The sequence below is a fragment of the Paraburkholderia sp. A1BS-2L genome (genome assembly GCF_051125205.1).
In the GTDB taxonomy this organism is placed as follows: Bacteria; Pseudomonadota; Gammaproteobacteria; order Burkholderiales; family Burkholderiaceae; genus Paraburkholderia.
In genome coordinates this window covers 108,220-131,954 of the sequence record NZ_CP120432.1, presented here as the reverse complement: position 1 = coordinate 131,954, position 23,735 = coordinate 108,220, and the positions used below count along the sequence as shown (strand labels likewise).

The following is a 23,735-nucleotide window of genomic DNA, read 5'->3' as shown; positions in this document are numbered from 1 at the left end:
AACAACCATGGAAGAAACAGGAATGACCTTGCAAGGCATGGGTCGCCCCCTAACGATGGCCGGACTGAGGGCTCAACGCCAACCACCACTCAAGGCGGACGCTCTTCGGCGCCTGCCCAACTATTTCCGGAAAGGACGAGACTTGAATCTGTCATCACCAGCCGACAGCCCGCTTTCAGGTGCGGCCCGGTCGCTCGAATGGCGGTGTGAGCACGATGAGGAATGGCTGATGATGGCCGGCAAGCGCCCGTCGCCAGCCAGCGCATCGATGCGATATGCATATTTGGGTCCGCACACATTGAGCATCGGAACGTGCTGTTCCCCGCTTCGGGACCGGCGTAGCATGGCGAATAGCACCGACTGTCGAGCTTGAAGATTTTCGATCTGACTCATTTCCGGCGCTGATACGCACGCCCACCGATCGCCTGACCTCGCCACGCCGGTGGACCATCCCACTTGATCGTAATTCCCGCTCTGGACAGTTTTTCCAGCACATCGATATTTGCAGCCAGTGGTAACAAAGGCTCCCATCCACAGTATTCGATGATTGCCTGAGCGGCGTATAGTCCTACACCGGACAGAACGACAGCTTCGAACATCGGCGGTGCGTCTCCCCGTGCGCTCAGCACGGAATATGCCCACCACAACCGCCTTGCCCGGAAGTGCCACGTCGACTCCCGGTTGTCGGTAACCCGCTTGAGCGTGCGTGGATATCGTTCGCGGTGCCGGGGGGTGTCCACGACAGACACAGGCAGCGCTGCGAGCAAGCGCTCCTTCGTTACCTGTTGTGGTTTGCCGGACTGGGCGAGTAATTCGGCGGCGGCCGTGTCAACGTGCGCTGCAAAACGCTCGTCATCCGGTGACGCAGTTTCCGCAGACGATCTTGGACGCACTCCGTCCGTTGCCGGCGCCGAGAGCGTTTCAATAAGCCATTTCCGGTCATGCTCGTAGAGCCACGAAGTGATGCGATTCACTCTGCGCCACAGGTCTTCGAGCGTCGTTTTCGGATATTTTGATAGCTCGTCCCGTATCCGGCCCCGGTACGCCGCACGTGGAGTGGTTGGCGGCGACATGACGGAACGCCCCGAATGTAAATCAGCGGCCCTCGTGCCGCGAACTGCATCCTCATCGGACACTCGTTGCAGGGCCAGCGCAAACTTGTCTCGCGTACCAAAAAGATACATCGCCAGCAGCAGATGCCGAGTAATCGGCATATCCCAGGTGGTGTTGTCACCACCTGTCAAGCGTATCCAGAAGCTCATCCTCTTTGAGGCAAATGCCGGATCAACCTCGGAAAGAAACGCGTCACCCAATTCTCCGATCAAGTGTTCCTCAAACGCTTTCGCCTGTACCTGCGATCCCCATGCAAAGCCCAATTCGCGAATACGGCTCTGATACGCAGCACGAAGGCGAAAGCGACCTACCTGACCCAATGGGTAATTAAGCAGATCGTGGGCAAAACGCGCGTAATCAAGCATGACCCGCAGGTCCGATGCACTCGTGTCTTCCGCCCCCGCCACGAGCCAGCCACAGTGGCAAGCGTGCCACGGTTGACGCAGCAGGCGTGCCCGAAACTGGAACGGTCGACGACATTGAGGGCAACTCGACAGCAAGCGCCCGCCGTGTCGCCAACACACGCTGACACCCGGCACATGGTGGGCACGGTGCCAGTAACCCATGCCAAACGCATGGACGTCCTCTTTCACGCAAGCTGGACACAACCGGGCTTCTCCGTGATGCCCGACCACGCGGCGAGGTAGTCGACTCACCATGGCGCCAATGTCTGTGGTAGTGGATTGTGGTCCACCGGCCAGAAATGGCTCGAAAAGCGGCCAGAGGGTATTCTGTTCCAGAAGCTTTTTCCGTGCCGCAGGCGAACTGTCACCCATGCGATCCGCAAGATTCAGCATCGGCGGCGACACGATTTGCTCCAACGCAAACGGGATGCTGTCGAACAGGTCCAGAAATGTCTCTGCCTCAACCCGGTTGCCCGACAGCACGTGATGACGGGCAACGCGCGACTGGATGGTCTCGTCAGGCAACGACGGAACAAAAAACAGTAGTGCTCGCATCGAAGTCATGAGGCAGCATATGCCGTCGAAAATTCAAGAGCATCTTCCAGCAGCCATCCGGCGTCTTGTAATGCAACACGCGGTGCCTCATGCCCGGCAAGGGCGCGTGCTTCGGACGGAATTCGCTCTCCAGCGTTCGTAGTGCTGGTCGCTGGATTTTGGGTCATTTCGCACACTTCCGGCGAAGATGGCACAGAGCTCGCGGCGACTGGTCGCCGCATCTCACGAAGCATCGACAGTTGTGACGGCAAACGCGCGTCGCTATCGATCACTCCCATCATCGCGGCGATCTGGCTGTCGGGTGGGAGCAGATCCTCGAATTTCGCCATGCGCGTGGTGTCGCCGCTACGCAATGCATCGAGCGCTGGTTTGAGCAACTGCATCCGCGTGTCGGCGATGGTGCGCAACAGCTTGACCGTCAGGCGTTCTTCGCCCGTATGGATAGCGTGCCGCTGGGCGAGCACGAGCAGCTTGATAAGTATGTCCGTGACGCCTTGCGTCAGGTCGTACAGCACGTTGCGCAACTCGGCGGTGATTGGCTCCGCATGGCGAATCCACTGGTACTGCCATGCAGCATCTACCAGAAGCGCCCAGGCCGGATCGTCACTCGTTGGCTGCCTGAAGTCACTCAGCCCGAGCCCCGTGGCGCGCCTTGCGTTGCGCATCACATTCGAAAAGAGATCGATCATCGAATTTGTGCCCACAAACACGACCGGTATGCCAATGCAGTTGATGAGGTTCACAAAGAAGTTCAGCATGTTTTCCTTGCCACCGGTCTTCGCCACACGCAGATGCTGAAGTTCGTCGATGATCAGCACACCGACGAAATGAGTGCTCGCGATCTGTTCAATCTGGTGAACAAGCGGGACGATCCCGCGTATTGACCTGTAGCGTTTGGCATAGCGCTCATCTCCGATCGCTCGGTCAATGGCGCGAAAGAAAGCGTGGCATAACCCTGTGAGCGAACCGTCGAACGGACATTCGATCTTCAGCCAGGGGATCTGCACCTGAACAAGCTCGCGACCTCTGTAATGCTGGTGACGAATAGCCTGCGGATAGAGCCGAAGAATGGATTCCAGAGCCGTCGATTTGCCGATCCCGCTCAGTCCCACAACGCTCAGTGTGGATGCAGTGGATCGGAAACCACTTTCTGAGGTTTGGCCAAGGGCAAGCGCATACATGTGCCGCCACGTCGAGTGCGCAAGTGGATTGCGACCGACGTATCCGCTACGAATCAGCGAGGACAGCGCAGATTCGAGTTCCAGGTGGATCGGCAGCGGTTGAACCAGCTGCAGCAACCGGTCGATGCAGTGCAGCCGAACTTCCTTCGACAGTCCAACCTCACTCCCCGGTTCTTCCGGGAACAGTGCCAGGGCTGCTGCGGCATCCGCCTCGGTGCGGATTGACGGCAATGCTTCGATGAGCGGATTACCCTGATACTGTGCGATGGGCGACTCGACATATCCAGCGGCAACGAGGCGAGCAGGTGTCGTCATGTCCGATTGCTCCTGTTACGCAGTCGCCCGAGCAGATCCAGCACTTCCGCGCCGCGTTCGCCAGCGTAGGTATCGACAACGCCTTGCGTAGCCACGGCAGGCGCGGGGCTGACTGCCGGTCTCTTACCATCCACCGGCGATATGTCGCTCGCTCGTCGACGCTCGGCAGCTTTTTCGAACGTCCGATGCATCCTGATATCGCCTACCTGGCGGCTATCCGGGAGGGGCGTGGCTGGTTTCGCCGCGCGTTTGTCGATGCGAGCCTGTTCCACGGTTGCGTCGATATGCGCATCCAGGCGGACCCGATCGTTGAGCGTGGCATACGCGTTTTCGGTTGCTGGCTTGCCGGTCATGCCAAGCATGTCGAGAACTTCCTCCAGACGGCGCCGGGCGACCCGCTCCTCTGATGCGAGCAGGTCGCAGCGCACGAAGCAGCGTTGTGGGTCCTGAAGCCACACGTGAGTCGTGTCGTTCGGGTCGTACCAGACCGGTACACTGCGGCGTCCGCTCCGGCGTGCTGTGGCGAACCAGTTCTGCTCAATAGCGAGGGTGCACGAGTAATACATACCCTTGAAGCAGATGCCACCACGCTGGATCGACGCATTGTCGCGTGGCAGCAGGTGCAGGTAAACGAGGTCCTGCGGCTGCGTATTCGGTGTGGAGAGTCCGTGGTCCATGCCCCATCTCCAGAGATTGACCGGTGATGGCTCCAGCTCCGAGGGGATCATGTCGGCCGTCAGCCGTTCAGGTCTGCGGCTGTGATGGTTGTAATGCAGCACGCTGCGAATCATGATGCGGGTGAACTCCTCGAGGTCGAGAATCGCATCGAGGCGGTAATCCCGCTCACCGCGTTCGGCGATTCGCTGCCTGACCGCGCCTGGAATCCAGTGAATCTGCGCAGTCTTGTTCAGCAGACGGAACCGGCTTTCCACGATCGATTTCCAGTCTGGCCGGAACGGCGGCGCGATCGCAATGTCGATCCCAAGACCCGATACGATACCCTCAGCCGCCTGCCCAAGCATTTCACCGCGGTCTGCCATCAGTTCATGGGGAAGATGGTGCGACGGCCACGCCGACGGCTCGATATCAATGCCATATGTACTGCAGAATGCCACCTTGTCGGAAAACGCGTTGAACAGTGCGTGCCGTGCCCCGTTCCAGCTCGGTCCTTCCAGTCCGACGAAGGTTCCCACGATCATTGTCGAGAAAACGTCGATCACTACGTAGACGACGGGGCGTCCGATGACCCAATTCCGGTTGTATCGGCTGACCAGATAGATGTCCGCAATGGTCGCGTCGATTTCGAAGCGGTGCCCCGGCCCGTAGACGCCGTCGTTGGACCGCCCGGTCAATCCGCGATGATCCTTTTGCCAGCGCCTCTCGCCCATGCGTGACCGGTGAACCACCAGATCATCAAATGCCTTTTTCCCCCAGTAGCTGAACTGCCTTTGGCTGGGCAACTGATGAAGGGGCTTGAGCGTGAGGTCGTCCGTCGACGCGCCGGGCATGACGTGCTCTTCAACGTAGAACCGTCGCAGGGTCCGGTGATAAGCATCCACCACCGACGCGACTTCGTTGTTCCGGTAGAGGGAGTATCCGATCCGGATGAAGCCTTTGTCGTCCTCACCAAGTATTTTTCCACAGCGCCCGTCGCCGGCAACTGCATATACAGGAGGCCGCCCGGGACGTTTGCCGGGCGCGAATACGCGATCTTTGCCGGGGCCACCGGCGTTCCCATAGTTGGGCAACAGCGCGTTGCGGATCTGACCGAACATCCAATACCGGTAGAGCAAGCGGTAGAGCGTCTTGCGCTGTGTTTCTGTCGCTGTGGCATGTCGCGCGACGAGCGGGCCCATTGCTCCTTCGGCGAATATTTCGCCTGGCACGCCGGTCTCGACCAGACCGGCAATACGCTTCCAGTTGCGATCACGTGAGTCCCGGTCGGACGGCGAGATATCTTCTTCAACCTGGAGCATGTACGCAGGCAATCGGAACTGGGTACATCGTGCGTCGCCGCGTTCAAGCCATGTGCGAATCTCTTCGCCCGAGATGACCCACGGTTTGCGGGGTGTGGGCACAATGGAAATTAGTGTGGCCGGTGCAGCAGGGCCGCCGATCCAGAGAATGCGCGCCAGTCCTTCGAACGGCAGGCTATCGGACAGAGCTTCAATAACCGTATTGAGCAGCGTCGTGGTGTCGTCCATGTCACGCTGCCCTCTTATGGTGAAGCAGACCGTCTGACGCGATTTGTATCCGCGGCGCGGGTGATGTTACTTTCATGGGCGTTTCGAGATCGACGAGAAGCACCTTGTGCCAGACCAAATGTCTGAACAGACTGACGGCATCTGGATAAGGCATGCGCAGCCGATAACTCACGGTGCGAAGCAGCGACAAAAGTGTCCGGTCGTGCGTGCCGGCGTCTGCAATACCCCCGACAAAACTGGCCTGCAGGGTGTCGTCGCGCAATTCCCGTGCAATTTCTGCGCAACCGCGAAGCCAGATAAGATTGCTGGCCATCACGTCGCTCATGCTTGTCTCGGTGACGAGCTTCCAGTCGACGCCGCGCTGCGCCCAGAAAGCTTTTTCGAGTTCGAGCTTTTCGAGTGTGCGAGCAAGCCGGTTGCTGGGTGCCAGCTCGTCCGCATATTTGACGGTCCGGGCGAATTCGCTAACTGTGCCGTCATCTGATTTCACGGTGACGACGAAATCGGTCGTCATCACGAAAGGCATGGTTGTCCCCGCATAAAGCGGATAGCGGATGCCCCGTCGTCTGGCGATATCCTGAACCGACTCAACCGGAAGAATCGGGAACTGCTCGCGAATGTCGATGACGCGCTCTGAAAACTCAAGCGCTACAAGATAGCGATACTCAAGATCAGAGAGCACGTGGTGAATGCGCCCAGCCTTGAGTCCATGAACCTTTCGCGAACGTCCGCGGGACGGTACGTCCTGGACGCGAAGCCACGGTTTGTAGTCAACACCGACGCCCTGCCCAAAGCCTTGGGCCACATACCGCTCGATGTCCTGCTGTGTTCTGAAACGCCGCGCCCGCATGCCTGCCCCGTAGAATGAGAGGGCAGGAGGATACCGGGATGCAACCGGTTTGTGTCAATCTTTATTGTCTTGTGTCTAACTATTTTGTCTCGTGTCGAACTCTATTGTTTGCTCACAAGTTGTCCACGTACAGACAAAGCGTTTGATGAGACATAAAATTTTCCGTTATGTTTGCCGCAGCCGGTAAGTTAGCCGTGCCTCAAGTGAGGTCTGGAGAAATTTTCCAACGTTTGTATGGCGGTGAGTATTTGCTTTGTCAATTCGTTATCGGATGAGGTGCGAGTTCCGAAGACCTCAGATCTGACCTTGCTCGAAAATTGACGGTCAACACGAAAATTTTCACCTTCACTTACACAGTTGTCCATATAGCTTTCGATCGCCGCATACAGGATCGATACGCATCGCGACAGCAGTTGTGTCGCTTCGCGCGCCTCGGAGCCCCAAATTGCTTCCGCTTCAAGACTACGAGTATCGAACTCTTTCAAAGCGGTCGCGACATGCGACCAGCGATTCTTGAAAACATGGTTCCAAGCGTTCACTTCGTCTTTCGTCGATGGATTGACGCCGGCTTGCTTGTACCCTGCGGGGAATTCAGCTGCGACCACGAGCGGAGCCCTGCAGTTGAAAAGAGCCTCACGAAGCGAATACGATGCGCGCATTAGCGCTAGTGCAGCCTCGAACTTTGTCCTTCCACCAAGCTCGCGGAGCCAGTTATTGAGTCCTTTCCGTGCAACTAGTGCCGTGACGATGCCTGCCACCCCGAGCAAAACATCTTTTCCCATGCCCACGACTAGACCGATCTCAGCTAGTCCCATGGCAACTCCCACGCAGTCTCATTCTTTGTTTTCCTTGATCCCTGATCAGTTGGGTACTGTGCATTTCCCCGTTAGCAGCCACATTCCGGTTCGGTCCTCAGCGAGATAGCGATGCCCGCGCTTGATGATCGTTGGCGACCCAAGGATCTTGCATCCAGCTGCTTGCGGCTCGCCCTTCGTCGTTATTTGATATTCGACGTCTCCGAGCGCAACGTGCATCGGATCTTCGGCAACGTCTTCCTTGGTCAGTTTGTGAATAACGATGCTCTCCACGCTCATATTACCGGCGGCGAGTCTGCTCCCTAAGTCGCCTTCATAGGCAGGGATGGAGTGCACAATCTTGCTTATCCCTATTGGGTCATTCACGCCCGAGAAGCTCTGTGCTTCAGCGCCCGACACCACCGAGAGCAGTGTCAGAATAAGCGCATGGTGTCTTGTCGTTAGTAACTTGTTCATTGACTTCCCTACGCACCTGTTTTCCTAGTCGCGTGGCGGTTCGCCATCGATTTCGAGCTTTGCCAATGTGGCCAAGCGGCTCAGATAGGCATTCATATGAGCTGTGCTGTCCGTGGGTACGCAACCGTCGTTGTAGAGGAAGATCGTGTCGACGTTGGTATCGCCTTTGTATGAGATCTTCGCGGCACGAGCCGCTGTTAGCCCCTTGATTTTCACCAAAGTGGGGTGATCGGCGTACGTGACAAACGCATTCGTCCAAAAACCGACTGGCTTGTATTCACGATTCAAAACTGCGTATCGGCCATCCTCTTGGCGCTTCACGCAGTACGGCAGAAAGGTCGAGCGGACATCTTTCAGTGGCATGGCATCCTCGTTTTCTCGTTATGCCTGGCGTGACCGGCTGGTTTCCGTTTTCCGTTATGGCTATTTTCCCAGAATCTTCCTATCGACAAACCGGTGGTTCCGAGGCGCGCGCGTTGGCTTGAGCAGCGGTCATCGTGCGATACATGTCGACCCGCTGCACAGAAATTTTGTACCGCTCCTCCGCGAGGTTGTACGCATCGATTTCTTTTCCACATCCCATACCAAACGTGGAGTTCTTTTGGCATTCTTCTACGGCATCGAGAGCCGTTCGCTGGTCGCCACTAGCTTGCTCAAGATCTTGGCCCAACTGAGCCATATCCATATTCTGAGTCAACGCTGCGATTCGAGTCTCCGTAGCCGCATGTTGCTGCGCCGAGACGCAGCCAACGCTCGTTTGCGCGTACACGGGAGTCAACACGAGGAGTACAGCCAGTCCATTCCATCTCGAAGGCGAGCGCACGCGATTCTCCTTGTTTCCGCCGTCAGATAGTCTCAGCGTACATCCGTCCGTCGAGGCAACCAAACTCCACCTTTGCCGGGAACGGTCGAATACCTTGCTGCGCTAAAGCGACGCAGCTGAAAGCCCAATCTGCTAGTTCGAGCGGAAGACGACACAACGTCCGTTCGTTTGCGCAATCTGCGGTGATCGTGGGTAACGCGCACTTTCCAGGGCCGATGGATGGCGCGTCAACCTTTGCCGCATCACAGTCGGCCACGTCGACATAGAGGAAGCCGACCTTATAGACGGTGAACACCGATCCGGTTTCTGATGCCACTGAGATTGCCGGAACGCCTATCTCGGGAAGGGCCAGCCACTCGGCCACTGACGTCACCTTTCTCTCGCTCATCGTGTACCTCTCCTTCAAATCAATTTTCCTATGTCAAAAGCGCAGCAATATCTTTGTCGCAGGAGAACTTGATTGCCAAGAGCATTTCTTGCGCTGAGGTCAGTCGTTGGATCCTCGTTTCGAACCTCCACGTCGAGCGATCCAATATTGGATCGCTCGGCACAACGCCAGCCATTCGGTGAAAATCTAGCGCATCAATGATGCGGCTCCAAGCGTCGACCGTCGTACAGGGGTAGGTGAAGCGCAGCATCGTGTTTTCCGTTCTGTTAGCTCGACGCCACTCTGAGGACCCTTACCTCGGCCACACGCACAATGAATTCGATGCGCCCGGTGCGATGCGAAGCCAGGACTCAGTTGTCGGTAGTCTCGTAGTTGACATACATCGATTGAATGCCCACGCGCCCCGGTCCAGTAAATCTGTTCACGATGAAATTCATTCCAGCCCCGAATAACCCGCTTGTGAGTCGATCGACCACTGTTTCCATTTTGACACCTGGCGTCTTATACAGCCAACCACCCGATTTCCGTCTGACCCATCGTACCTTTCGTGCGCGAGTGCACGTGGCGCAGTTCATTGGCGGAAGCAATCCCAAGTTCATCTCTTAAGCTCATAGTTCGCTTTCTCCTGTTCAAGCTGCTTTGCGGCGTTTTCCTACTTGTCCGTCACGCCGCCTCTATGTGACACCGCCAGATTTGCGCGGATTTAGACCGCCATCTACACCAAGCGGATCGTCGGCTGCCCGAGAGCGTTCGCGAAATGACGCCCCGGCGGCCGTGCGGCTCAACATGTCGCCGGCGGCGACGAACGCCACACTCAAACGCGCATGCTGCTCGACGATTCGCTGCTCGTGCGCAGCCGCTACAAGATGGTGCCGACCAAATTCGACGCGTGCACGTCGGTGCGCACCTACCGGATTGGCTGCCCCGACTGCCTGAACGTGCTTCGTGCCGAAGCGCGTAGCTCTGTCGTAGCTCATCAGGTTGAATCTTCATCAAAGTAATCGCTGTCTACTTTCGGCACCTTGACTGTCCGCACCGAGACGCCAAGCTCGTAGTCGATCATGAGTTCCGCCAACCTCACTCCATCGACGAGCACCACGCGCTCCACCGACTTGGCAAACTCAATCGCTTGCGAGGTATACGCGGACGTCGTGATGAACACACCCTTATTCGCCCGCTGTCCCGCGAGTGCGCCGTAAAACGCTTGCACTTCCGGTCGGCCAACAGTTTGCTGCCAACGTTTGGCCTGGACATACACCTTCTCAAGACCGAGCCTGTCGAGAGAAATAACCCCGTCAATTCCACCATCGCCGGAACCGCCAACGCGTTGCAGATCTGCCCGACTCGCTCCGTAGCCCATACGGTGAAGCAGATCGAGGACGATGGTTTCGAAGTAGGATGGCGATACGGTAGCAAGCGTTTCAAGAAGCTCAGCGGCGACCGCTTGACGTAGCTCCAATACCGCTTCGGCCAAACGGTCATCCGGACTCGCCACGGTTGGCGAAGCGGACGCAGGGGCGATTGCCACAGTCGATGCAAATGAAGCACCGTTTGGAGTCGGCCTTAGCCGGACGTCTGTAAACGCAAGGGCAAGTTTCTCGACGTCGCTTGAGGACAGGGGCGCAGGGTGTGACCGCGCGTACGCCAGACCTTCAGCGGTGAGCTGCCAATATCCGCGGCGTGGACTGCTGGATAGCCCCGCGCGCTTCAACCTGTCGTGTGCCCAGCCAGCGCGATTCTTGTAGATTGGCTGCGAACTGCTTGCCAACAACTCCTGGCGATCTGCGTCGGAGATCTGCAGCGCTTGCGCTGCGGCTTCGTACGCTTCGCGAGCGGGAGCTCCGGTAGGCCGAGCTTCAAGATAGCGAAGGATCGGTTCGATGAATTGATCGTAGCTCGGAATGGTCATTTCTGTGGTGGGTCGCTGCACTTTCCGTATCGATATTCAAGACGCTCAGACGCATAGGCTCATTTGAACGGCGATGGTGTTGCCGCGCTGCTACGAGTGTCCGCTCGCATTGTTGACCATTTCGCGCAGGTCATCAATCGGAAGGACTTCGGAGCCCCGATGCAACATCGCGTGACAATTCGGACACACGGGACGGAGATCGCGAATCGGATCGATCGCGTAGCGCTCCCCAATGCTTGAGAGCGGGACCACATGATGCACGTGAATATATCCCCTTCCCAGCGGCCCATAAACCACGGCAAAATCGAAGCCACATACACTACATTTCGTTCCGTAATGGTCAATGCAGGCTTTGCGTGCTCGAGGGTCACGCTCATACGCGTTGACGTTGACGGTGCGACTCGCGCCTTCAAAATACAGAGCGGGAGTCAGGATTTCGTCCGGTGTCATCGCCGGTGCCTGACCATGAGCTTGGAGGTGCGCACTCCAAAGGCCTTCTAGCTGCAATGCTGCCGTTGGTTCGATCGAGATGCCGGACGATTGCGTCCGCCAGTTGACGGCGGCCAATGGGCCATTTTGAAGTTGATCCAGCGGCAAAATCTCATTTTTCGTTGGATCGAGCAATGTGTCGAAGCGGACATAAACGTAGAGCGCTTTGTCCTCGCGAGCTACATCCCAATGCGCGTCGGCATGAGGGGATGACTTCGCCTGACCTGAGGCGACGATGCCACGCGGTTCCACTCCCTGGCGCAGAAGGAAGAGACGATCTCCCGGTTTTATGCGCCGTGTATGTCCGCAACTCCATCGATCTTCGAAGAACCCATGCGCCTTAAGGATCGCAAGGTCGCTGGCTAGGTCCCAGTTCCATCGCTTTGGGTTCCAGGTGAGGAGGTAAGTGTTCATCTCCCAATGTGCTCCGTATCGATTGGTTGATGCAATCGGAATACCTCACGAAGCTGCTCGCTTTATCCGCAGCACTCTGTTTTCCTTGGGCTCAGCCCTTGTCCGTGATCGCATAGTAGAGGTGCCACCACCAAGCGGTCCGAGTCTCCACCGTGCATTTACTCAAAGCGCTCGGATTTTGTGCACCAATCGCCGCAACAGTCTCGCGCATGTTCGGACACATCCCGAGCCACAGTGCATACCGCTCGTTTTCAACCCGTACCAGCGCTTTGCCGAGCACGAAAGCCACGGCAAGGAGAAGGACAATGAATAGAGTGCGCACGGATGTTTTCCGACTCAATGATGTTTGTGTACGGGCCGCCGGTGGGCAGTTGTAAGCAGGACGTTGTCGCCGGCCGCGGCGTCAAGCGATGACACCGAGGCATCAGCCACGACCACGTGGACTTGCTGCGCAAATGCTTCCTCAAACCGCTTCCGGGCGTGTGCAAGGCACTCAGCCTCCGTGCCTTCGCCGGCCGCCGCCGCAGCCCGAGCCGATGCCTTCGCCGCGAGACCGAACACGGCGACGGCTTCGTCCCATGTCAGGCCGGTCGAGATTGCCTCTTCGACGAATCGTTCGACCGGTTCGCTTGCTTTCGTTCGTAGGGTGCCCATGAATTCTTCCTTGCCTCCTTTAGAGCAAGTCATCTGCTCGCTGCTGCGCACATCCCAGTCACGTGAACCTCGCACGGTTGCTCCAGCGACGGGCGAAGGCGCGTGCACGCTCGGAACATGTGGAGATGGAGCGGCCGTTCGCTGATACTCACGTCCCCATTCGGCCTCAGGACGACAGCAGAGAACAGTACGCCGGGCCCGATCCGTATGCAATCGTCCATGATGTTCTTCTTTGATTCCCAAGTTGACGCGCGGCTATGTGGCGGTTTCCCCGTTGTCCCAGACGTGTCACCTGCGTACCGATTCCACTAGCCGCGCTGACACGTGCTGCGAGCTCGTCTCACGTCATCCGCAACTGCTTCATCGCGAAACGCAAGAAGTCCCGCCGGGCACGGTCCGAAGACCGCTTTGGTGCCTCTGTCTAACCCTTCTTTATCGGCATCTCTGTCCAAACCTGTATATCCGAACGAGGAGCTCGACCAAAATTTATGCGAAATGCATTTAATCGCGCAGGTTGACTGCAGCGACGGCTTCACGGAGCTCTCGCTGCGATACATCCAGATATGGCGCAATGTGATCGAGGTGCGAATGCCCAAAGAGGATCTGAACAGTCTCGAGCGAGTGCCCCTGGGCGACAAGGCGGCTCGCAAATGTCCTCCCCCACGACTGTCTGCTGTATCCGGCACGGAGGGCTGCGGCGCGGTACAGACTCGTCACGTAGCTCTGCAGGCTGTCGGCGGCCGGTTACTCGACAGCTTCGCCTTCGAAATTGACGCGGCGCTTCAAATTCAGTTCGAACGGCCCCCCTTCTGCGTGAGGATGAGTCGTGTGTGAGGCATGAGCCCGCGATACTCGCACTTGTCCAGCAAGACGCCATTAGCACGTATATACCCCCTCAGGCGGCTGAGAGTCTTTTTCCCGACATTCGAGCTTCAAAGCCACGAATGTCCGCTATCACTTCTCGTGGATGCGTAGTCTGGACCCGTTGCAGTCTTTCCGGAAATCTGGCTAACGGCCGCTCAGCAGCGGTTGCTGCCATTGACGGGCACGCCGTGAATTCACGGCTTCCCCCGCATCGCCGTCTCACACTGTTTGTCGCCCCGAGCGTGTAACATTCTGCCACACACGTTCCGCAAAGAAGATTCATGAGGCTGCAGGCCTTCTAACGACTGTAGGCGTCGCCGCGGGTAAAAACAGGGGGACAAGTGGCAACGAAAACCGACAAATACGCTGCCGGCGAGCAGGGGCTGGGTTACGTCTACCAGATTCGCTTCGCGCTCGCCCATCTGATGAAGCAGGACGAGGGGCAGTCGCTGCTTATTGAGGCGGACGACGATGTCGAGCTCCGAGACATCGAAGGCCGAAAGACACTCATCTCGCTGAAACACAAGCAGGCCGGCGAAACTGTTGGAACGCTATCGACCGATTTCTGGAAGTCAGTTCGAATCTGGCTCGATCGCTACGTCAGAGACGGCAAGCTCGCTTGCGAGCATTCGTATTGCATGGCGACAACCGCACGCGTCGGTCCAAGCTCGATGCTGAAGTACTTCCAAGAAGGCTCTGCACCGAAGCCGGCAGACTTTGCAATGCAGTTGATTGCTGAACTCAAGGGTTCGAAGGCCGACCTCAGTGCTGAGGTGAACGCTACCCTCGCTTCGTTGTCTGGTGATGAGCAACGCGACTTCTTTGAACGCATCGTGATCGCTGACAGCTCTTTGCGCATCAAGGAGCTGGACTCCGCTTTCGAGCCTCTCATGCGGTCCGTTGCCCAAAAATTCCGCGTGGATGTGCGGGAGCGGATGGAGGGCTGGTGGCTGAACCAGGCCATCGAAGTCATTCAGGGCGACCGCGAGCCCATCACAGGTGCAGAGGTGTGGGCGAAGTTCGCCAGCATCAACAGCGAGTACTACGATGAACGCCTGCCCATTACCTTCGACGATGAGTACCCGCCCGAGGGCATAGACCCGTTGAAGGACCCGCGCCAGTTCGTCCAGCAGTTGCGTGCCATCGGCATGCCGACGGACAGTCTCGAGTTGGCCATTCTCGACTTCTACCGGGCGTTCTCCCAGCGTGCGCATTGGGCTAGGGTGAACGTGCTGTTCGGGGGAGAGATGAAGAAATTTGAACGCCGCCTCGTTGAGGAGTGGAAGCGTGCCAAGGCATGGGTCAAGGTTAGCGAAACGGACAACGAAGAACAGCTTCAAGAGGCCGGCAGGCGACTGTATGACTGGGCAGAGAACCAGTCGAGGGGCCTTCAGATTCGGAGGCAGGTCACCGAGGACTTCATACGTCGTGGGAGCTTCCACATTCTGGCGGACGAGAAGCCCGATCCGCGAGTCCACTGGCATCCCAAGTTCCTCGAGAACCTAAAGGCCACCTTGAAGGTGCCAGCATGATTGATTGGTCCACACGCCCATTTGAAGAGCGAAACCTCTTCAATCCAGCTTTCTGCGCGCTGATCCTTGCCGCAGCAATTCGCGAGTACGAGCGGGTCGCCGGAAGACCGATGCCTTATTCGCTGACGCTCCTCGTACTGCCGCTGTGCCTGCATCAGGCAGCACGCGACGAAATTCTCGGCAGCAAGAAGCTCTCGGTATTGCGAATCGTCGCGCTCCAGCCTGACCTCCTGGTCGACTTCGCTGAGCGGGCTAGGTCACTCGTTCAGTACGCCACCGAAGCCTTCGCTTTACTCGCCAGCAAGGGCTGTATAGAGGTTTCCGACGACGGAGGCATCCACCTTATCCCTAGAAGAGTCTCCCCTCAGGCACTTAGCACCGACGACGCCGAGATGTGCCGCAACGCAGCCACGGCCTTAGGGCGAGACTTCGCCAAGATCAATGACCGCGTGACGATCTACGCAAGCTTGTCCATCCGACCATGAAGATTGCGTCAATCCACATCTACAGCCACGACGGACGTAGGCGCGACCTCACCTTGAAACCCGAGGGGCTAAATATCATCACAGGCCTGGCTTCGACAGGCAAGTCGTCGCTATCGGACATCGTCGAATACTGCATGGGCGAAGACAATTGCAAGATCGCGGAAGGGTTCATCCGCGAGAGGGTGTCGTGGTTCGCGGTGACGTTCCAATTTTTGCACGAACAGGTGTTCGTCGCCAAGCCCAACCCGAAACCAGGGAAGGTCCAGTGCTCGCTGGCAATGGTCTTGCGCGGCAGAGAGATTCGAACGCCCGACTTCGAAGCGCTAATGCACAACGGGGGTGACGAGCTTGTCCACGAGGTTCTATCGTCCCTTCTGGGTATTCCGGAAGCCAAGACGCCGGTGCCAGAGCGGAGCAGCCGCACGGGCTACTCAATCAACGTAAAACACACGACTTTCTACTTGTTCCAAAAGCAGGGACTGGTTGCTAGCAAAGAGCTGTTGTTTTACCGGCAGGCGGAAGAGCACCTTCCTCAAGCCATTCGCGACACCTTCGCAGTGCTGTTCCGCATCTCCAATGTGGGCGACATGGAGGCTGAGGCTAACCGGCGCGCCACGCAACGCGAGTTGAAGATTGCACAAAGGGAGCTACGCGTTGCTCAGGAGACGGAAGATACTCTGGACACGCGAGGCCTCGGGCTGCTAGCTGAGGCACGGGCGGCTGGCATCCCGTTCAGCAACTCCGCTGCCAACAATGCGTGGAGTGAACTGGCGGCTTCGCTCCGGGAGGTGTTGGCATGGCGACCCGGACAGATTCCCCTTCTAGCAGACAGCGAGATGGCCAAGCTGCAGGCCCGTCGTTCGAGACTGCGCGCGGAACGACGGCAGGTTCAGGACCAAATCGCTGCCGTGCAGCGGTACGTCAAGGGTGCCTCAGACTTTCAGACCGAGGTGCAAGAGCAGCGTTCGCGCCTGGAATCCATCAACGCCCTGCCGCGTTCCCCTAGCGGCGCATGGCAGTGGCCCTTCCTCAGCGAAGCCGACGCACGCATGGACGGGATCGCCCAAGCCTTGCTGGAGGAACTGTCCAGCTTGGATAGGGATCTCGAGAACGTCGGTGGGGCGCGTCCCCGGCTAGACGAGCACTTGGCCGGACTCACCGACAAGGCTAGTCGCCTGAGGGAAGAGATTTACGGGATCGAGGTCGACCTCAACGCTGCTGTGCTTGCCGAAGAGAAGGCTGCCGCTCAAGAAGACGCTAACACCCAGGCTGCCAAGATCCAAGGGCGCGTCAGCTTCTATCTGGAGAGTCTCACGCCCAGCAACACGATCAGCACGCTCAAGCTCAAGGTCGAACGGCTGCAGGCGAAGTTGAATCAACTCACTCAACAGAGCGGCTCCGACGACGCGGACGCACGGATGGAATCAGTCATCACGCACATCTCGGCGGCGATGAGCGCGCTTGTGCGCGAGTTCAAAGCCTACTTCTCGGAGTTTCCGTTCAGGCTGGATATGCGCAATCTCACCGTGCTGGTTCAGCGGCCCGGCAACCCCGTTCCCATGATTCGCACCGGTGGCGGCGCGAACTGGCTGGCGTATCACATCTCCGCTTTGCTTGCACTGCACCAGTACGCTTGGGAGAACAACGTGCCGATCCCTCGGTTTCTCATGCTGGACCAGCCGACGCAGGTGTACTTCCCATCGCAGACTGCCTACGAGTCGGTCGCGGGCGATGCCAAGCGAGTGCGAACCGTTGATGTCGACCTAGCTGCAGCCAAGCGGCTCTTCGAGACGCTGTTGAACTACACCAAGGTACTCGTACCCGGCTTCCAGCTCATCGTGACGGAACACGCCAACTTCGCTGAGGACTGGTTCCAGGAGGCGCTCATCGAAGAGCCGTGGATGGATCCGCCGGCGTTGGTGCCAAAAGACTGGCCAAGCTGGGGTTCGTAACGTCTCGGTGTCTATCTTCGCGCGAATGGGCAGGAACACGGTCACGGAGTACGGTCCAGTTCAAATGGAGAATGGCAATCTTGTAACTAGTTTGGTGAAGTACCTGCACCAGCTGCCTGTCGCATTCACGGTACTTTGCCAGTCTCACATCACTAATCGTCCGTTTCGTCTTGCTATGAACCAAAACGCAGAACCGCTTTGCCTAGACTATTTTTCCACCGGCGTACCTAGCGGGCTATCTTTCGAGATGGCGCTCGATGAGCTCGCCAAAGCATGCGATCGTTCAGCGAGAGGTCTAAGTCGTGTGAACGAGATCTGTTTTATCGGATTGGTTTCATATTTTGAAGCGTTTTGCAAGGACCACTTTGCATCGATCATCAATATAGAGCCGACGCTCCTGAAAGGTCTTCGGAAAAGTGGGCACGACACATCGATCGATCCAGAGAGACTACTTAATTTTCGTGATGATTGGATTGTCAAACTAGGATTTTTGGTCTCTGAGAAGTACGACTTTGGCACAGCACAAAAGATCAATGCGCTGTTCATGGCGCTGCTTAAAATCAGCCCATTTTCGAAAGACGAAGCAAAAGAATATGAAGAAATTTTGAGAGACAGAAATTTGCTGGTTCATCACGGCGGCACAATCACTCTAGCTTATGCCAATCAAACCAGTGCACTCGAAAACAAATCGTATACGCCATACTATGATTCGCTAGTGGTGACAGCAGACTATTTCGATCAACGACTCAAGTTCATCCGCGACATTGCAGCGAAATTGCGCAGAGCAACACATTCTGCGCTCAATTCATATATCCACCAGTCGGGTGAGCAATATAGCGAGGAGCGCAAAAAAGCGCTAGACGCATTCCTCTGGCGGTATGAGGACGAGCCGGATCCTGATGAGCCCATTATTGATGGCGCCGACGCGCACCAACTCTAGGATCATTGGGCGCTTGCAAGGGGTGTTGCTTTTGTCGTTAATGCGCAGGATTCGCCTGTTCGCGATACGAATCTTGACAGTACCCCCAGACTGTCAGCATTCCCGCCGACTCATCGCGGCCGCCATATCGCCGTTGGTCTAATCGCGGTAGGGATACCCATTACTGTGCACCCTCCGCACCGATCGCGGCGTGCGATTCGTTCTCAGCGGGAGCGGCGGCACAGCAATGCGGCGGCTGCCCGACCCGGTGTGCGAGCTGCGCGAGCGGCGCGGACTGACGGTCTGGCTCGTCTTTAAAGTTAGATACCCAACAACCTAATCCGACGGTCATAGTTCATCCGGGTGAGTACCTTTTTCATTGCCTTCACCTCTCTCTCGTCGATCTTTCGAATATCCAGCTCATAATTCCGAAGACTGGTTGTCAAACGCACTACGGCCGATTTTCTGTCAAGGTGCAGTGCTTCCAGCAATTCCTCATCGTCTTCCACGTACCGTTCAAACGAAACGCTCACTCCTCGCTCCCAATCGCCCAGCAGGTGTTCGTATTTCGGCGTGCGCAGAAGGGTGAGGCTTTCGATCTCGGTTGGATCCGCTGGGTCGATGACCGCAAAGGATACGATCAAGTCATCCCCGTTCTCGGTCGAGATAAACGCGACGGTTTCCATCATCTCCGGTCCATGATTTCGGCAGTCACAACGCACAGTCTTCGCGCCGCGTCGCCGCCTTAGCGACGAGAAGGAGGTCAAGTCCGAGTCTGACTCAAGCGATCCGGCTTCCTTCAGTTCTGACATCCGCAGCAAGGCTGCCTGTCGCTAGCAGAAACACTACAACATCGTGACGGCAATCGATTTTGCAGAGCACTGGGATGGCTTATCAGTGCCCAGAGAAGAAATGGTATCGTCCGCCGGTTTTGACGCCCGGCCCGCGCCCCGTCACGATGGCGCAGACTGAGAAGACACCCGCAGCGACCACCACGTGGCAATTGAAATGGCCTATGGCTGGATTCCCTCGCAAACAATCTTTGACGCTGGCCGTGAATTTCGTAGTCCTTAATCGAGCGAGCTACGATCTTTTTCGAGGCCGGCCCGCAGACGTGCAAGGGGATGGGTATTTCCGACGGCAGGCGGCGTCTGTCAGCGGGCATCGAGGATATCGGCGACCTGATCGCCGACTTCTCGCAGGCGCGGCAGTTGGCGGCTTGGCATTCGCATTTTTGAGATTGCGAACGAGACTGGCGCGCTGGCCTCGCTTGTCCTGCTCCCGGCAGCGCCGTCGCCGACACACGTAACGGCCAGTGCGTGTGCGGGACGTGTCGCTCAGAGGTCACCCTCGTCGATCTCGACAACGAATGGTGTGGCCAAGTCGACCGGACCCGAAGGTTGGTAGTGAACGCCACGCTCCTGCACGATTTCGCGGATGCGCGACGCAATCCTCGCCTGCGCCGGCGGGTTGCTCCTTTCATGGCGATCGATGGCTGCCGGATCGATGACGATGACAAAGGGCGTGTTGCGTCCCGGTGCGTCATCCGGCCCGACCACCTACCATTCGACAACGACATGGTTCGGTATGCTCCCTTCAAGGAATTCAACGTCAGACGGGAATTCCTCCTGGAGCACGAGCCTGATCCATTCGGACTCGTGGGACATGGTGATCTCCGCGATCGGATTCCGGAAATCCTAGGGGCCACGACAAGCATCTGGACGGACGTTCGAACCCGCATCGTTGCCGCGAGCGGCTCACACGGTCCGACGTCTCAGTGAGTTCGCGCGAGCGTACGAAGGAGGATGTGCCCGTTCTCCGTCATGCGAGGCCGCACGACACCGCCCGCAAGCTGCTCCATCGCAACCAGTTGACGTTCGAGCAGTGCGTCAAGTTCGTCGCGGTCGGCAATCTGGTCGGCGGAGTCCTTGACCAGCATCAATGTCGCAAATTCGTGGGGACTGAGCATACCTGCCTCCTGGAAGAATGAGTAGGTGCTGCATCGGATTGCATCGGCCACCGGGCTGCAAGCGGTGCCCGCCCGGCCATGTGCCTGCTTTCTGCAGCGCATTACCGGTCGCGTGTCTGGCTGCGGTATGCAGCGAGGGAGTCCATGGTAAAAGGCTGTTCGGGAGCACGGCAATTCGGGGTGTCCCGCATATTGGGAGATTTTGGCCGTCGGGCACTGCGAGGGACGCGGCAGTGACGAAACGCGTCATAGAAGCGAGCCGGTGAGCCAGGGGCTCTTTCCAGCCATCTACGGCCGAACCGCTCCGGCAATTGGCGACACAAAAATGCGCGTCGAGGCCAACCATCGTACGCGCGAACAGCTACTTGCAGGCATGCGTGCCCCGAGTTAGATCTCCCACCCTTCACTTGCATTGTCAGGCTCAGCCTGGGGGACGCAGCGCAAGCTCAGCGGCAAGAAAGAGGCGCTGTTGATCGCCACCGCCTGCGACAGAGGTACTAGACTGGAAGTCCGCCGGCGCCACGCGCCCGGCGACCCGGCACTGAACTGCGCTAACGCATCAACGGAACGAAACGATGAACAAAGCAAGCACGGGCAAGGACGAACGCAAGATCTCCGAGACGATTCTGGACTTCGGTGAGCCGCTTCTGTCCGAGGCCATTACGGAAGATACGCCGATTGCTGTGGTGCGCGAGATATACAAGCTGGTGGTACTTGTCTGGAACGCGCACGTCGCAGCCACCGCCCGCTGGGGAGACCCCGGTTATCTGCAGATGCTGCAGCAGATGGCCGCCTCGCCGCAGATGCCATCGCAAGCGCGTGTCTGGATCGGCAAGCTCTCGCACCAATGGCGGGAGAAGTTCTCCGACGCCAAATACTGCGTTGGAGAATGGCACGTCAAGATCAAGGATGACGATACCCTGAGCCTTTTCTGCGACGCCCGGGAAGCGCCGCGACGTTAGTCCGTCTTCGCGCGCACTGTTCTCTCCACAGTGGCGACGTCGCCGCCTGCCACGCTCCCCGACGGTACTGTAGTTTGCCCAGTGGTTCGGCAATTGGCTCAGTTTGACATTGGCGGCAACACTGACGCATCAAATGCCAACATCGCCAGATCTATAATGAAAAAATTCAGGATATCAACGATCGCATGGAGCCGTACTTTATGAGTCAAGCCCGCGGGCGATATGCGGGATCCCGCGACAGCGGCCAACGCCAGGCTCGCCAGGAAAAGAAGTCTCAGCCCAACCGGCCGAGACAACCGTATGTGAAGGCGCCTGCCCAGGACTCCGCCCAGACCGCCTCCATTTTCAAGACACGGTCGTTCCAGTTTCTGGTCGATACGGTAGGCGCAGAGAATATCGCCATCGCGCTTGAATCCAGCATGACGCGCGTGGCCGAACTGCTGAAGGGCGAAAGATTCACACCTGAGACCGCCTTTCATATGGAAACCACACTTGGTTTGCCGCAGGGCTTCTTTGACCAGCCCAATCCCGGGCTCGCGACGGAGACCATCGCCCGTCTGAAGTCACCACTCGACTTTATTCAAACCGACGACGGAACAGACGCGGAGTCCGAAGCACTCAAGCCGGCTTCTGTCCTGACCGTCGACCCGCAACCCTCTCTTGAAGACCGTTTGTCCGAGGAAGCGCAAATGCTAAGGAAAGCAACCAGCGGTACGCCCAGGGCCGTGAAGACCAGTCCGGGCGGAGCGGCTGGACAACCCGAAGCCCGTACGCCGCGAAAGGCTTCGCGTTCGAAACACGGCACGTCGCCTGAAACGGCCCAGCAGCAGTCACTGGCACTCAACGATGGCGCCGACGTAGAAAACATCCGGCGCGCGAACCTCCACGTTCTCACGAGTCGCACCGGCTCGAAAGCAAGACTGGGTGTGGTTATGGAGTTGAGTGGCTCCAACATGGCCCACCGGCTACATGGCAAGAAGCGCCTGGACACTGTCGAAGCCAACCGGTTCACGGAACGGCTTGGCTTGCCCGCTGGCTGGCTGGACACCCCGCGCTCCGAAGCCGAGATTCCAGCGTCGGTGTCGCAGATGCTTGCGCCTGCTTCGCGCGCACGCGTGTCCGGTCAACCACACGAACCGGTTGCGGCCGCAACAAATAACGACGTGCCAGTGAAGGCCGCCGGTACGAAGACGCGTGCGCGGCGCACGCGCGCGAGCGATCCAGAAAGCTCAACTGCTTCGGCGGATGTCGCCGCAGAAAAAGAGACGAACGTTGTCGGCCCGCAAGATCATGCGAACGTTTTTCCCGGCGACGTGACCGGTCACCGGCCTGAAGAAGGTCGTGACGGGGCCCCGGCAGCGACACCGGCAACCCCAGAGTCGTTCGCGGCGTCCGCCGTACCGCAGCGAAATCCGGCAGCGCTTGCGCTCGCTTCCGTGACGAGCCTGGACAATCTTCACGGTATTGAGCCGATAGCGGAAGCCTTGATCAAGACGCTGGCAGGCAAGGCACGCACGGGTCGCCTGGACGAACTGAAAGCGCTGGAACTGCTGCAGCAGGCGATCCTGCTATAAGCCGGTAGTAGCGCGCCGGCCCCCCTCGCGCCATGACGCACAAAGCGCATCGCGGTGACCGGGTCCCGGTACGCAAAAAAAAATGCGCCATGTCAGGTCGACTTGCCACCGACCTGCATCGCCGGGCTGACCGGAGAGGTCAATCATCTGACGCTGCCGGGGACGGCGGAGACTGAATTTTTCTCGCGGGTTTTCCTGGGCATACTGAACAGCGTGTGCCAGGCTATCCGCGGCGCGGAGTTCGCCTGCCGTTCAATGGAGTCTGGACATGTGACGGCGGCGGGCAGTTGCCAAAAGCGGATTCTCGTCGGCTTCGGCGTCGCGCATTGCCGCACCGTCATCCGCAATCACAACGTGGACGTCCTGCGCGAAGGCATCTTCGAAGCAGCTGCGCGCGCGTGCAACGCATTCATCTTCCGGCGCATCGCCCGCACTCGCGGCCGCCTGCGCAGCTTTAGCGGCCAGGCCAAATGCGGCGACGATCTCTTCCCACGTCAGTCCGGTCGTCATCGCTTCCTGCACGAGCTTGCCCGCGACAGCACCAATCTTCGCTCTTGGTTCATCGGTCATCTGCTTTTGCTCCCACAATCCTTGTACCGCGCACCTGTGGTATCACGCTTCCTGTTTCCGCGGGTCAGGCCGATGCGTCACAGGCGGCTACAGCTACCAGGACGGCTATTCTAGCGCCTGCTCATCGCTCACTACTCACCGGGTCCGTTGCTCCAATGTCCGCTGAACAGCGGAATCGTTCCCGCGTAGCATTCCTGGAAGGACATCGCGGGCAATGCGGCCCGCGACGCCATTTGACGGGCCGAAGCGCGTTTCAAGGTGAACCAGCCCATCTTTCCCGCGTGTCTTCCAGGTCCTCGACCGAGCCGGTATTGCGCCTCCCATCGTGAACGCCAGTT

General features: G+C 58.1%; 23 protein-coding genes and 2 pseudogenes. 8 read left to right on the top strand and 17 right to left on the bottom strand.

The window, feature by feature from the left end; translation table 11 throughout:
* Positions 1 to 389 precede the first annotated feature (389 nt).
* The 9 genes from P5W98_RS34430 to P5W98_RS34390 all read right to left on the bottom strand — a co-directional run bounded on the left by P5W98_RS34430 (position 390) and on the right by P5W98_RS34390 (position 9,354).
* Entirely contained in the window at positions 390 to 2,081 is a 1,692-nt protein-coding gene (locus P5W98_RS34430) for a TnsD family Tn7-like transposition protein (protein ID WP_421028997.1), read from the bottom strand.
* On the bottom strand, positions 2,078 to 3,568 hold the full coding sequence (locus P5W98_RS34425; protein ID WP_421028996.1) for an ATP-binding protein: 1,491 nt from the start codon (positions 3,566 to 3,568) through the stop codon (positions 2,078 to 2,080). Before P5W98_RS34425 ends, P5W98_RS34430 begins: the two co-directional genes overlap by 4 nt.
* Positions 3,565 to 5,772, bottom strand: a complete 2,208-nt coding sequence (locus P5W98_RS34420) for a Mu transposase C-terminal domain-containing protein (RefSeq protein WP_421028995.1) — start codon at positions 5,770 to 5,772, stop codon at positions 3,565 to 3,567. Before P5W98_RS34420 ends, P5W98_RS34425 begins: the two co-directional genes overlap by 4 nt.
* Position 5,773: 1 nt before the next feature.
* On the bottom strand, positions 5,774 to 6,622 hold the full coding sequence (locus P5W98_RS34415) for a TnsA endonuclease N-terminal domain-containing protein (RefSeq protein ID WP_421028994.1): 849 nt from the start codon (positions 6,620 to 6,622) through the stop codon (positions 5,774 to 5,776).
* 188 nt (positions 6,623 to 6,810) lie between these two features.
* Positions 6,811 to 7,437: a hypothetical protein gene (locus P5W98_RS34410; RefSeq protein ID WP_421028993.1), complete on the bottom strand. Its 627-nt coding sequence runs from the start codon at positions 7,435 to 7,437 to the stop codon at positions 6,811 to 6,813.
* Between the two features lie 45 nt (positions 7,438 to 7,482).
* On the bottom strand, positions 7,483 to 7,893 hold the full coding sequence (locus P5W98_RS34405) for a hypothetical protein (RefSeq protein ID WP_421028992.1): 411 nt from the start codon (positions 7,891 to 7,893) through the stop codon (positions 7,483 to 7,485).
* A 24-nt stretch (positions 7,894 to 7,917) separates the two neighbouring features.
* Entirely contained in the window at positions 7,918 to 8,256 is a 339-nt protein-coding gene (locus P5W98_RS34400) for a hypothetical protein (RefSeq protein WP_421028991.1), read from the bottom strand.
* Positions 8,257 to 8,738: 482 nt separating this feature from the next.
* Positions 8,739 to 9,104, bottom strand: coding sequence for a hypothetical protein (locus tag P5W98_RS34395; protein WP_421028990.1), 366 nt, complete (start codon positions 9,102 to 9,104; stop codon positions 8,739 to 8,741).
* A gap of 28 nt (positions 9,105 to 9,132) precedes the next feature.
* On the bottom strand, positions 9,133 to 9,354 hold the full coding sequence (locus P5W98_RS34390; RefSeq protein ID WP_421028989.1) for a hypothetical protein: 222 nt from the start codon (positions 9,352 to 9,354) through the stop codon (positions 9,133 to 9,135).
* A 503-nt stretch (positions 9,355 to 9,857) separates the two neighbouring features.
* Between P5W98_RS34390 and P5W98_RS34385 the strand changes: the two are divergent.
* A pseudogene (locus P5W98_RS34385) lies at positions 9,858 to 10,070 on the top strand (LysR family transcriptional regulator); the annotation flags it as partial.
* Positions 10,071 to 10,080: 10 nt separating this feature from the next.
* On the opposite strand, the gene P5W98_RS34380 reads toward P5W98_RS34385, so the two are convergent.
* The 4 genes from P5W98_RS34380 to P5W98_RS34365 form a co-directional block, all read right to left on the bottom strand.
* Positions 10,081 to 11,013: a restriction endonuclease gene (locus P5W98_RS34380; RefSeq protein ID WP_434716302.1), complete on the bottom strand. Its 933-nt coding sequence runs from the start codon at positions 11,011 to 11,013 to the stop codon at positions 10,081 to 10,083.
* Positions 11,014 to 11,103: 90 nt separating this feature from the next.
* On the bottom strand, positions 11,104 to 11,916 hold the full coding sequence (locus P5W98_RS34375) for an HNH endonuclease (RefSeq protein WP_421028987.1): 813 nt from the start codon (positions 11,914 to 11,916) through the stop codon (positions 11,104 to 11,106).
* 91 nt (positions 11,917 to 12,007) lie between these two features.
* The gene (locus tag P5W98_RS34370; RefSeq protein ID WP_421028986.1) at positions 12,008 to 12,238 is read right to left on the bottom strand and encodes a hypothetical protein; all 231 of its coding nucleotides are present in this window, start codon (positions 12,236 to 12,238) and stop codon (positions 12,008 to 12,010) included.
* 14 nt (positions 12,239 to 12,252) lie between these two features.
* Positions 12,253 to 12,570 carry a hypothetical protein gene (locus tag P5W98_RS34365; RefSeq protein ID WP_421042793.1) on the bottom strand — a complete coding sequence of 106 codons (318 nt, stop codon included), beginning with the start codon at positions 12,568 to 12,570 and terminating at the stop codon, positions 12,253 to 12,255.
* A gap of 1,205 nt (positions 12,571 to 13,775) precedes the next feature.
* Here P5W98_RS34365 and P5W98_RS34360 point away from each other — a divergent pair.
* The 4 genes from P5W98_RS34360 to P5W98_RS34345 all read left to right on the top strand — a co-directional run bounded on the left by P5W98_RS34360 (position 13,776) and on the right by P5W98_RS34345 (position 18,343).
* Positions 13,776 to 14,966: an ABC-three component system protein gene (locus P5W98_RS34360; RefSeq protein ID WP_421028984.1), complete on the top strand. Its 1,191-nt coding sequence runs from the start codon at positions 13,776 to 13,778 to the stop codon at positions 14,964 to 14,966.
* Positions 14,963 to 15,451, top strand: coding sequence for a three component ABC system middle component (locus P5W98_RS34355; RefSeq protein WP_421028983.1), 489 nt, complete (start codon positions 14,963 to 14,965; stop codon positions 15,449 to 15,451). Before P5W98_RS34360 ends, P5W98_RS34355 begins: the two co-directional genes overlap by 4 nt.
* Positions 15,448 to 17,403: a DUF3732 domain-containing protein gene (locus P5W98_RS34350; protein ID WP_421028982.1), complete on the top strand. Its 1,956-nt coding sequence runs from the start codon at positions 15,448 to 15,450 to the stop codon at positions 17,401 to 17,403. The genes P5W98_RS34355 and P5W98_RS34350 overlap by 4 nt, the downstream gene beginning before the upstream one ends.
* Before the next feature lie 64 nt (positions 17,404 to 17,467).
* Positions 17,468 to 18,343 (top strand): hypothetical protein, encoded by an 876-nt coding sequence (locus P5W98_RS34345; protein ID WP_421028981.1) that lies wholly within the window; start codon positions 17,468 to 17,470, stop codon positions 18,341 to 18,343.
* A 299-nt stretch (positions 18,344 to 18,642) separates the two neighbouring features.
* Here P5W98_RS34345 and P5W98_RS34340 read toward each other — a convergent pair whose 3' ends face one another.
* The gene (locus tag P5W98_RS34340; protein WP_421028980.1) at positions 18,643 to 19,011 is read right to left on the bottom strand and encodes a hypothetical protein; all 369 of its coding nucleotides are present in this window, start codon (positions 19,009 to 19,011) and stop codon (positions 18,643 to 18,645) included.
* 396 nt (positions 19,012 to 19,407) lie between these two features.
* Between P5W98_RS34340 and P5W98_RS34335 the strand changes: the two are divergent.
* A pseudogene (locus P5W98_RS34335) lies at positions 19,408 to 19,560 on the top strand (cystathionine gamma-synthase family protein); the annotation flags it as partial.
* Positions 19,561 to 19,659: 99 nt separating this feature from the next.
* On the opposite strand, the gene P5W98_RS34330 reads toward P5W98_RS34335, so the two are convergent.
* Together P5W98_RS34330 and P5W98_RS34325 are read right to left on the bottom strand one after the other, a co-directional pair.
* Positions 19,660 to 19,881 (bottom strand): hypothetical protein, encoded by a 222-nt coding sequence (locus P5W98_RS34330; protein WP_421028979.1) that lies wholly within the window; start codon positions 19,879 to 19,881, stop codon positions 19,660 to 19,662.
* Positions 19,882 to 20,096: 215 nt separating this feature from the next.
* Positions 20,097 to 20,291 (bottom strand): hypothetical protein, encoded by a 195-nt coding sequence (locus P5W98_RS34325; protein ID WP_421028978.1) that lies wholly within the window; start codon positions 20,289 to 20,291, stop codon positions 20,097 to 20,099.
* A gap of 575 nt (positions 20,292 to 20,866) precedes the next feature.
* Between P5W98_RS34325 and P5W98_RS34320 the strand changes: the two genes are divergently transcribed.
* Positions 20,867 to 21,253, top strand: a complete 387-nt coding sequence (locus P5W98_RS34320) for a hypothetical protein (protein WP_421028977.1) — start codon at positions 20,867 to 20,869, stop codon at positions 21,251 to 21,253.
* 200 nt (positions 21,254 to 21,453) lie between these two features.
* Positions 21,454 to 22,827 (top strand): hypothetical protein, encoded by a 1,374-nt coding sequence (locus P5W98_RS34315; protein WP_421028976.1) that lies wholly within the window; start codon positions 21,454 to 21,456, stop codon positions 22,825 to 22,827.
* Between the two features lie 252 nt (positions 22,828 to 23,079).
* Here P5W98_RS34315 and P5W98_RS34310 read toward each other — a convergent pair whose 3' ends face one another.
* Entirely contained in the window at positions 23,080 to 23,397 is a 318-nt protein-coding gene (locus P5W98_RS34310) for a hypothetical protein (protein ID WP_421028975.1), read from the bottom strand.
* Between the last annotated feature and the right edge of the window lie 338 nt (positions 23,398 to 23,735).

What these genes read in the sequence shown, in the direction of transcription:
- P5W98_RS34430 (WP_421028997.1), bottom strand. Translation starts at nt 2,081, where the DNA reads ATGACTTCGATGCGAGCACTACTGTTTTTTGTTCCGTCGTTGCCTGAC.
- P5W98_RS34425 (WP_421028996.1), bottom strand. Translation starts at nt 3,568, where the DNA reads ATGACGACACCTGCTCGCCTCGTTGCCGCTGGATATGTCGAGTCGCCC.
- P5W98_RS34420 (WP_421028995.1), bottom strand. Translation starts at nt 5,772, where the DNA reads ATGGACGACACCACGACGCTGCTCAATACGGTTATTGAAGCTCTGTCC.
- P5W98_RS34415 (WP_421028994.1), bottom strand. Translation starts at nt 6,622, where the DNA reads ATGCGGGCGCGGCGTTTCAGAACACAGCAGGACATCGAGCGGTATGTG.
- P5W98_RS34410 (WP_421028993.1), bottom strand. Translation starts at nt 7,437, where the DNA reads ATGGGACTAGCTGAGATCGGTCTAGTCGTGGGCATGGGAAAAGATGTT.
- P5W98_RS34405 (WP_421028992.1), bottom strand. Translation starts at nt 7,893, where the DNA reads ATGAACAAGTTACTAACGACAAGACACCATGCGCTTATTCTGACACTG.
- P5W98_RS34400 (WP_421028991.1), bottom strand. Translation starts at nt 8,256, where the DNA reads ATGCCACTGAAAGATGTCCGCTCGACCTTTCTGCCGTACTGCGTGAAG.
- P5W98_RS34395 (WP_421028990.1), bottom strand. Translation starts at nt 9,104, where the DNA reads ATGAGCGAGAGAAAGGTGACGTCAGTGGCCGAGTGGCTGGCCCTTCCC.
- P5W98_RS34390 (WP_421028989.1), bottom strand. Translation starts at nt 9,354, where the DNA reads ATGCTGCGCTTCACCTACCCCTGTACGACGGTCGACGCTTGGAGCCGC.
- P5W98_RS34380 (WP_434716302.1), bottom strand. Translation starts at nt 11,013, where the DNA reads ATGACCATTCCGAGCTACGATCAATTCATCGAACCGATCCTTCGCTAT.
- P5W98_RS34375 (WP_421028987.1), bottom strand. Translation starts at nt 11,916, where the DNA reads ATGAACACTTACCTCCTCACCTGGAACCCAAAGCGATGGAACTGGGAC.
- P5W98_RS34365 (WP_421042793.1), bottom strand. Translation starts at nt 12,570, where the DNA reads ATGGGCACCCTACGAACGAAAGCAAGCGAACCGGTCGAACGATTCGTC.
- P5W98_RS34355 (WP_421028983.1), top strand. Translation starts at nt 14,963, where the DNA reads ATGATTGATTGGTCCACACGCCCATTTGAAGAGCGAAACCTCTTCAAT.
- P5W98_RS34350 (WP_421028982.1), top strand. Translation starts at nt 15,448, where the DNA reads ATGAAGATTGCGTCAATCCACATCTACAGCCACGACGGACGTAGGCGC.
- P5W98_RS34345 (WP_421028981.1), top strand. Translation starts at nt 17,468, where the DNA reads ATGGAGAATGGCAATCTTGTAACTAGTTTGGTGAAGTACCTGCACCAG.
- P5W98_RS34340 (WP_421028980.1), bottom strand. Translation starts at nt 19,011, where the DNA reads ATGATGGAAACCGTCGCGTTTATCTCGACCGAGAACGGGGATGACTTG.
- P5W98_RS34325 (WP_421028978.1), bottom strand. Translation starts at nt 20,291, where the DNA reads ATGCTCAGTCCCCACGAATTTGCGACATTGATGCTGGTCAAGGACTCC.
- P5W98_RS34320 (WP_421028977.1), top strand. Translation starts at nt 20,867, where the DNA reads ATGAACAAAGCAAGCACGGGCAAGGACGAACGCAAGATCTCCGAGACG.
- P5W98_RS34315 (WP_421028976.1), top strand. Translation starts at nt 21,454, where the DNA reads ATGAGTCAAGCCCGCGGGCGATATGCGGGATCCCGCGACAGCGGCCAA.
- P5W98_RS34310 (WP_421028975.1), bottom strand. Translation starts at nt 23,397, where the DNA reads ATGACCGATGAACCAAGAGCGAAGATTGGTGCTGTCGCGGGCAAGCTC.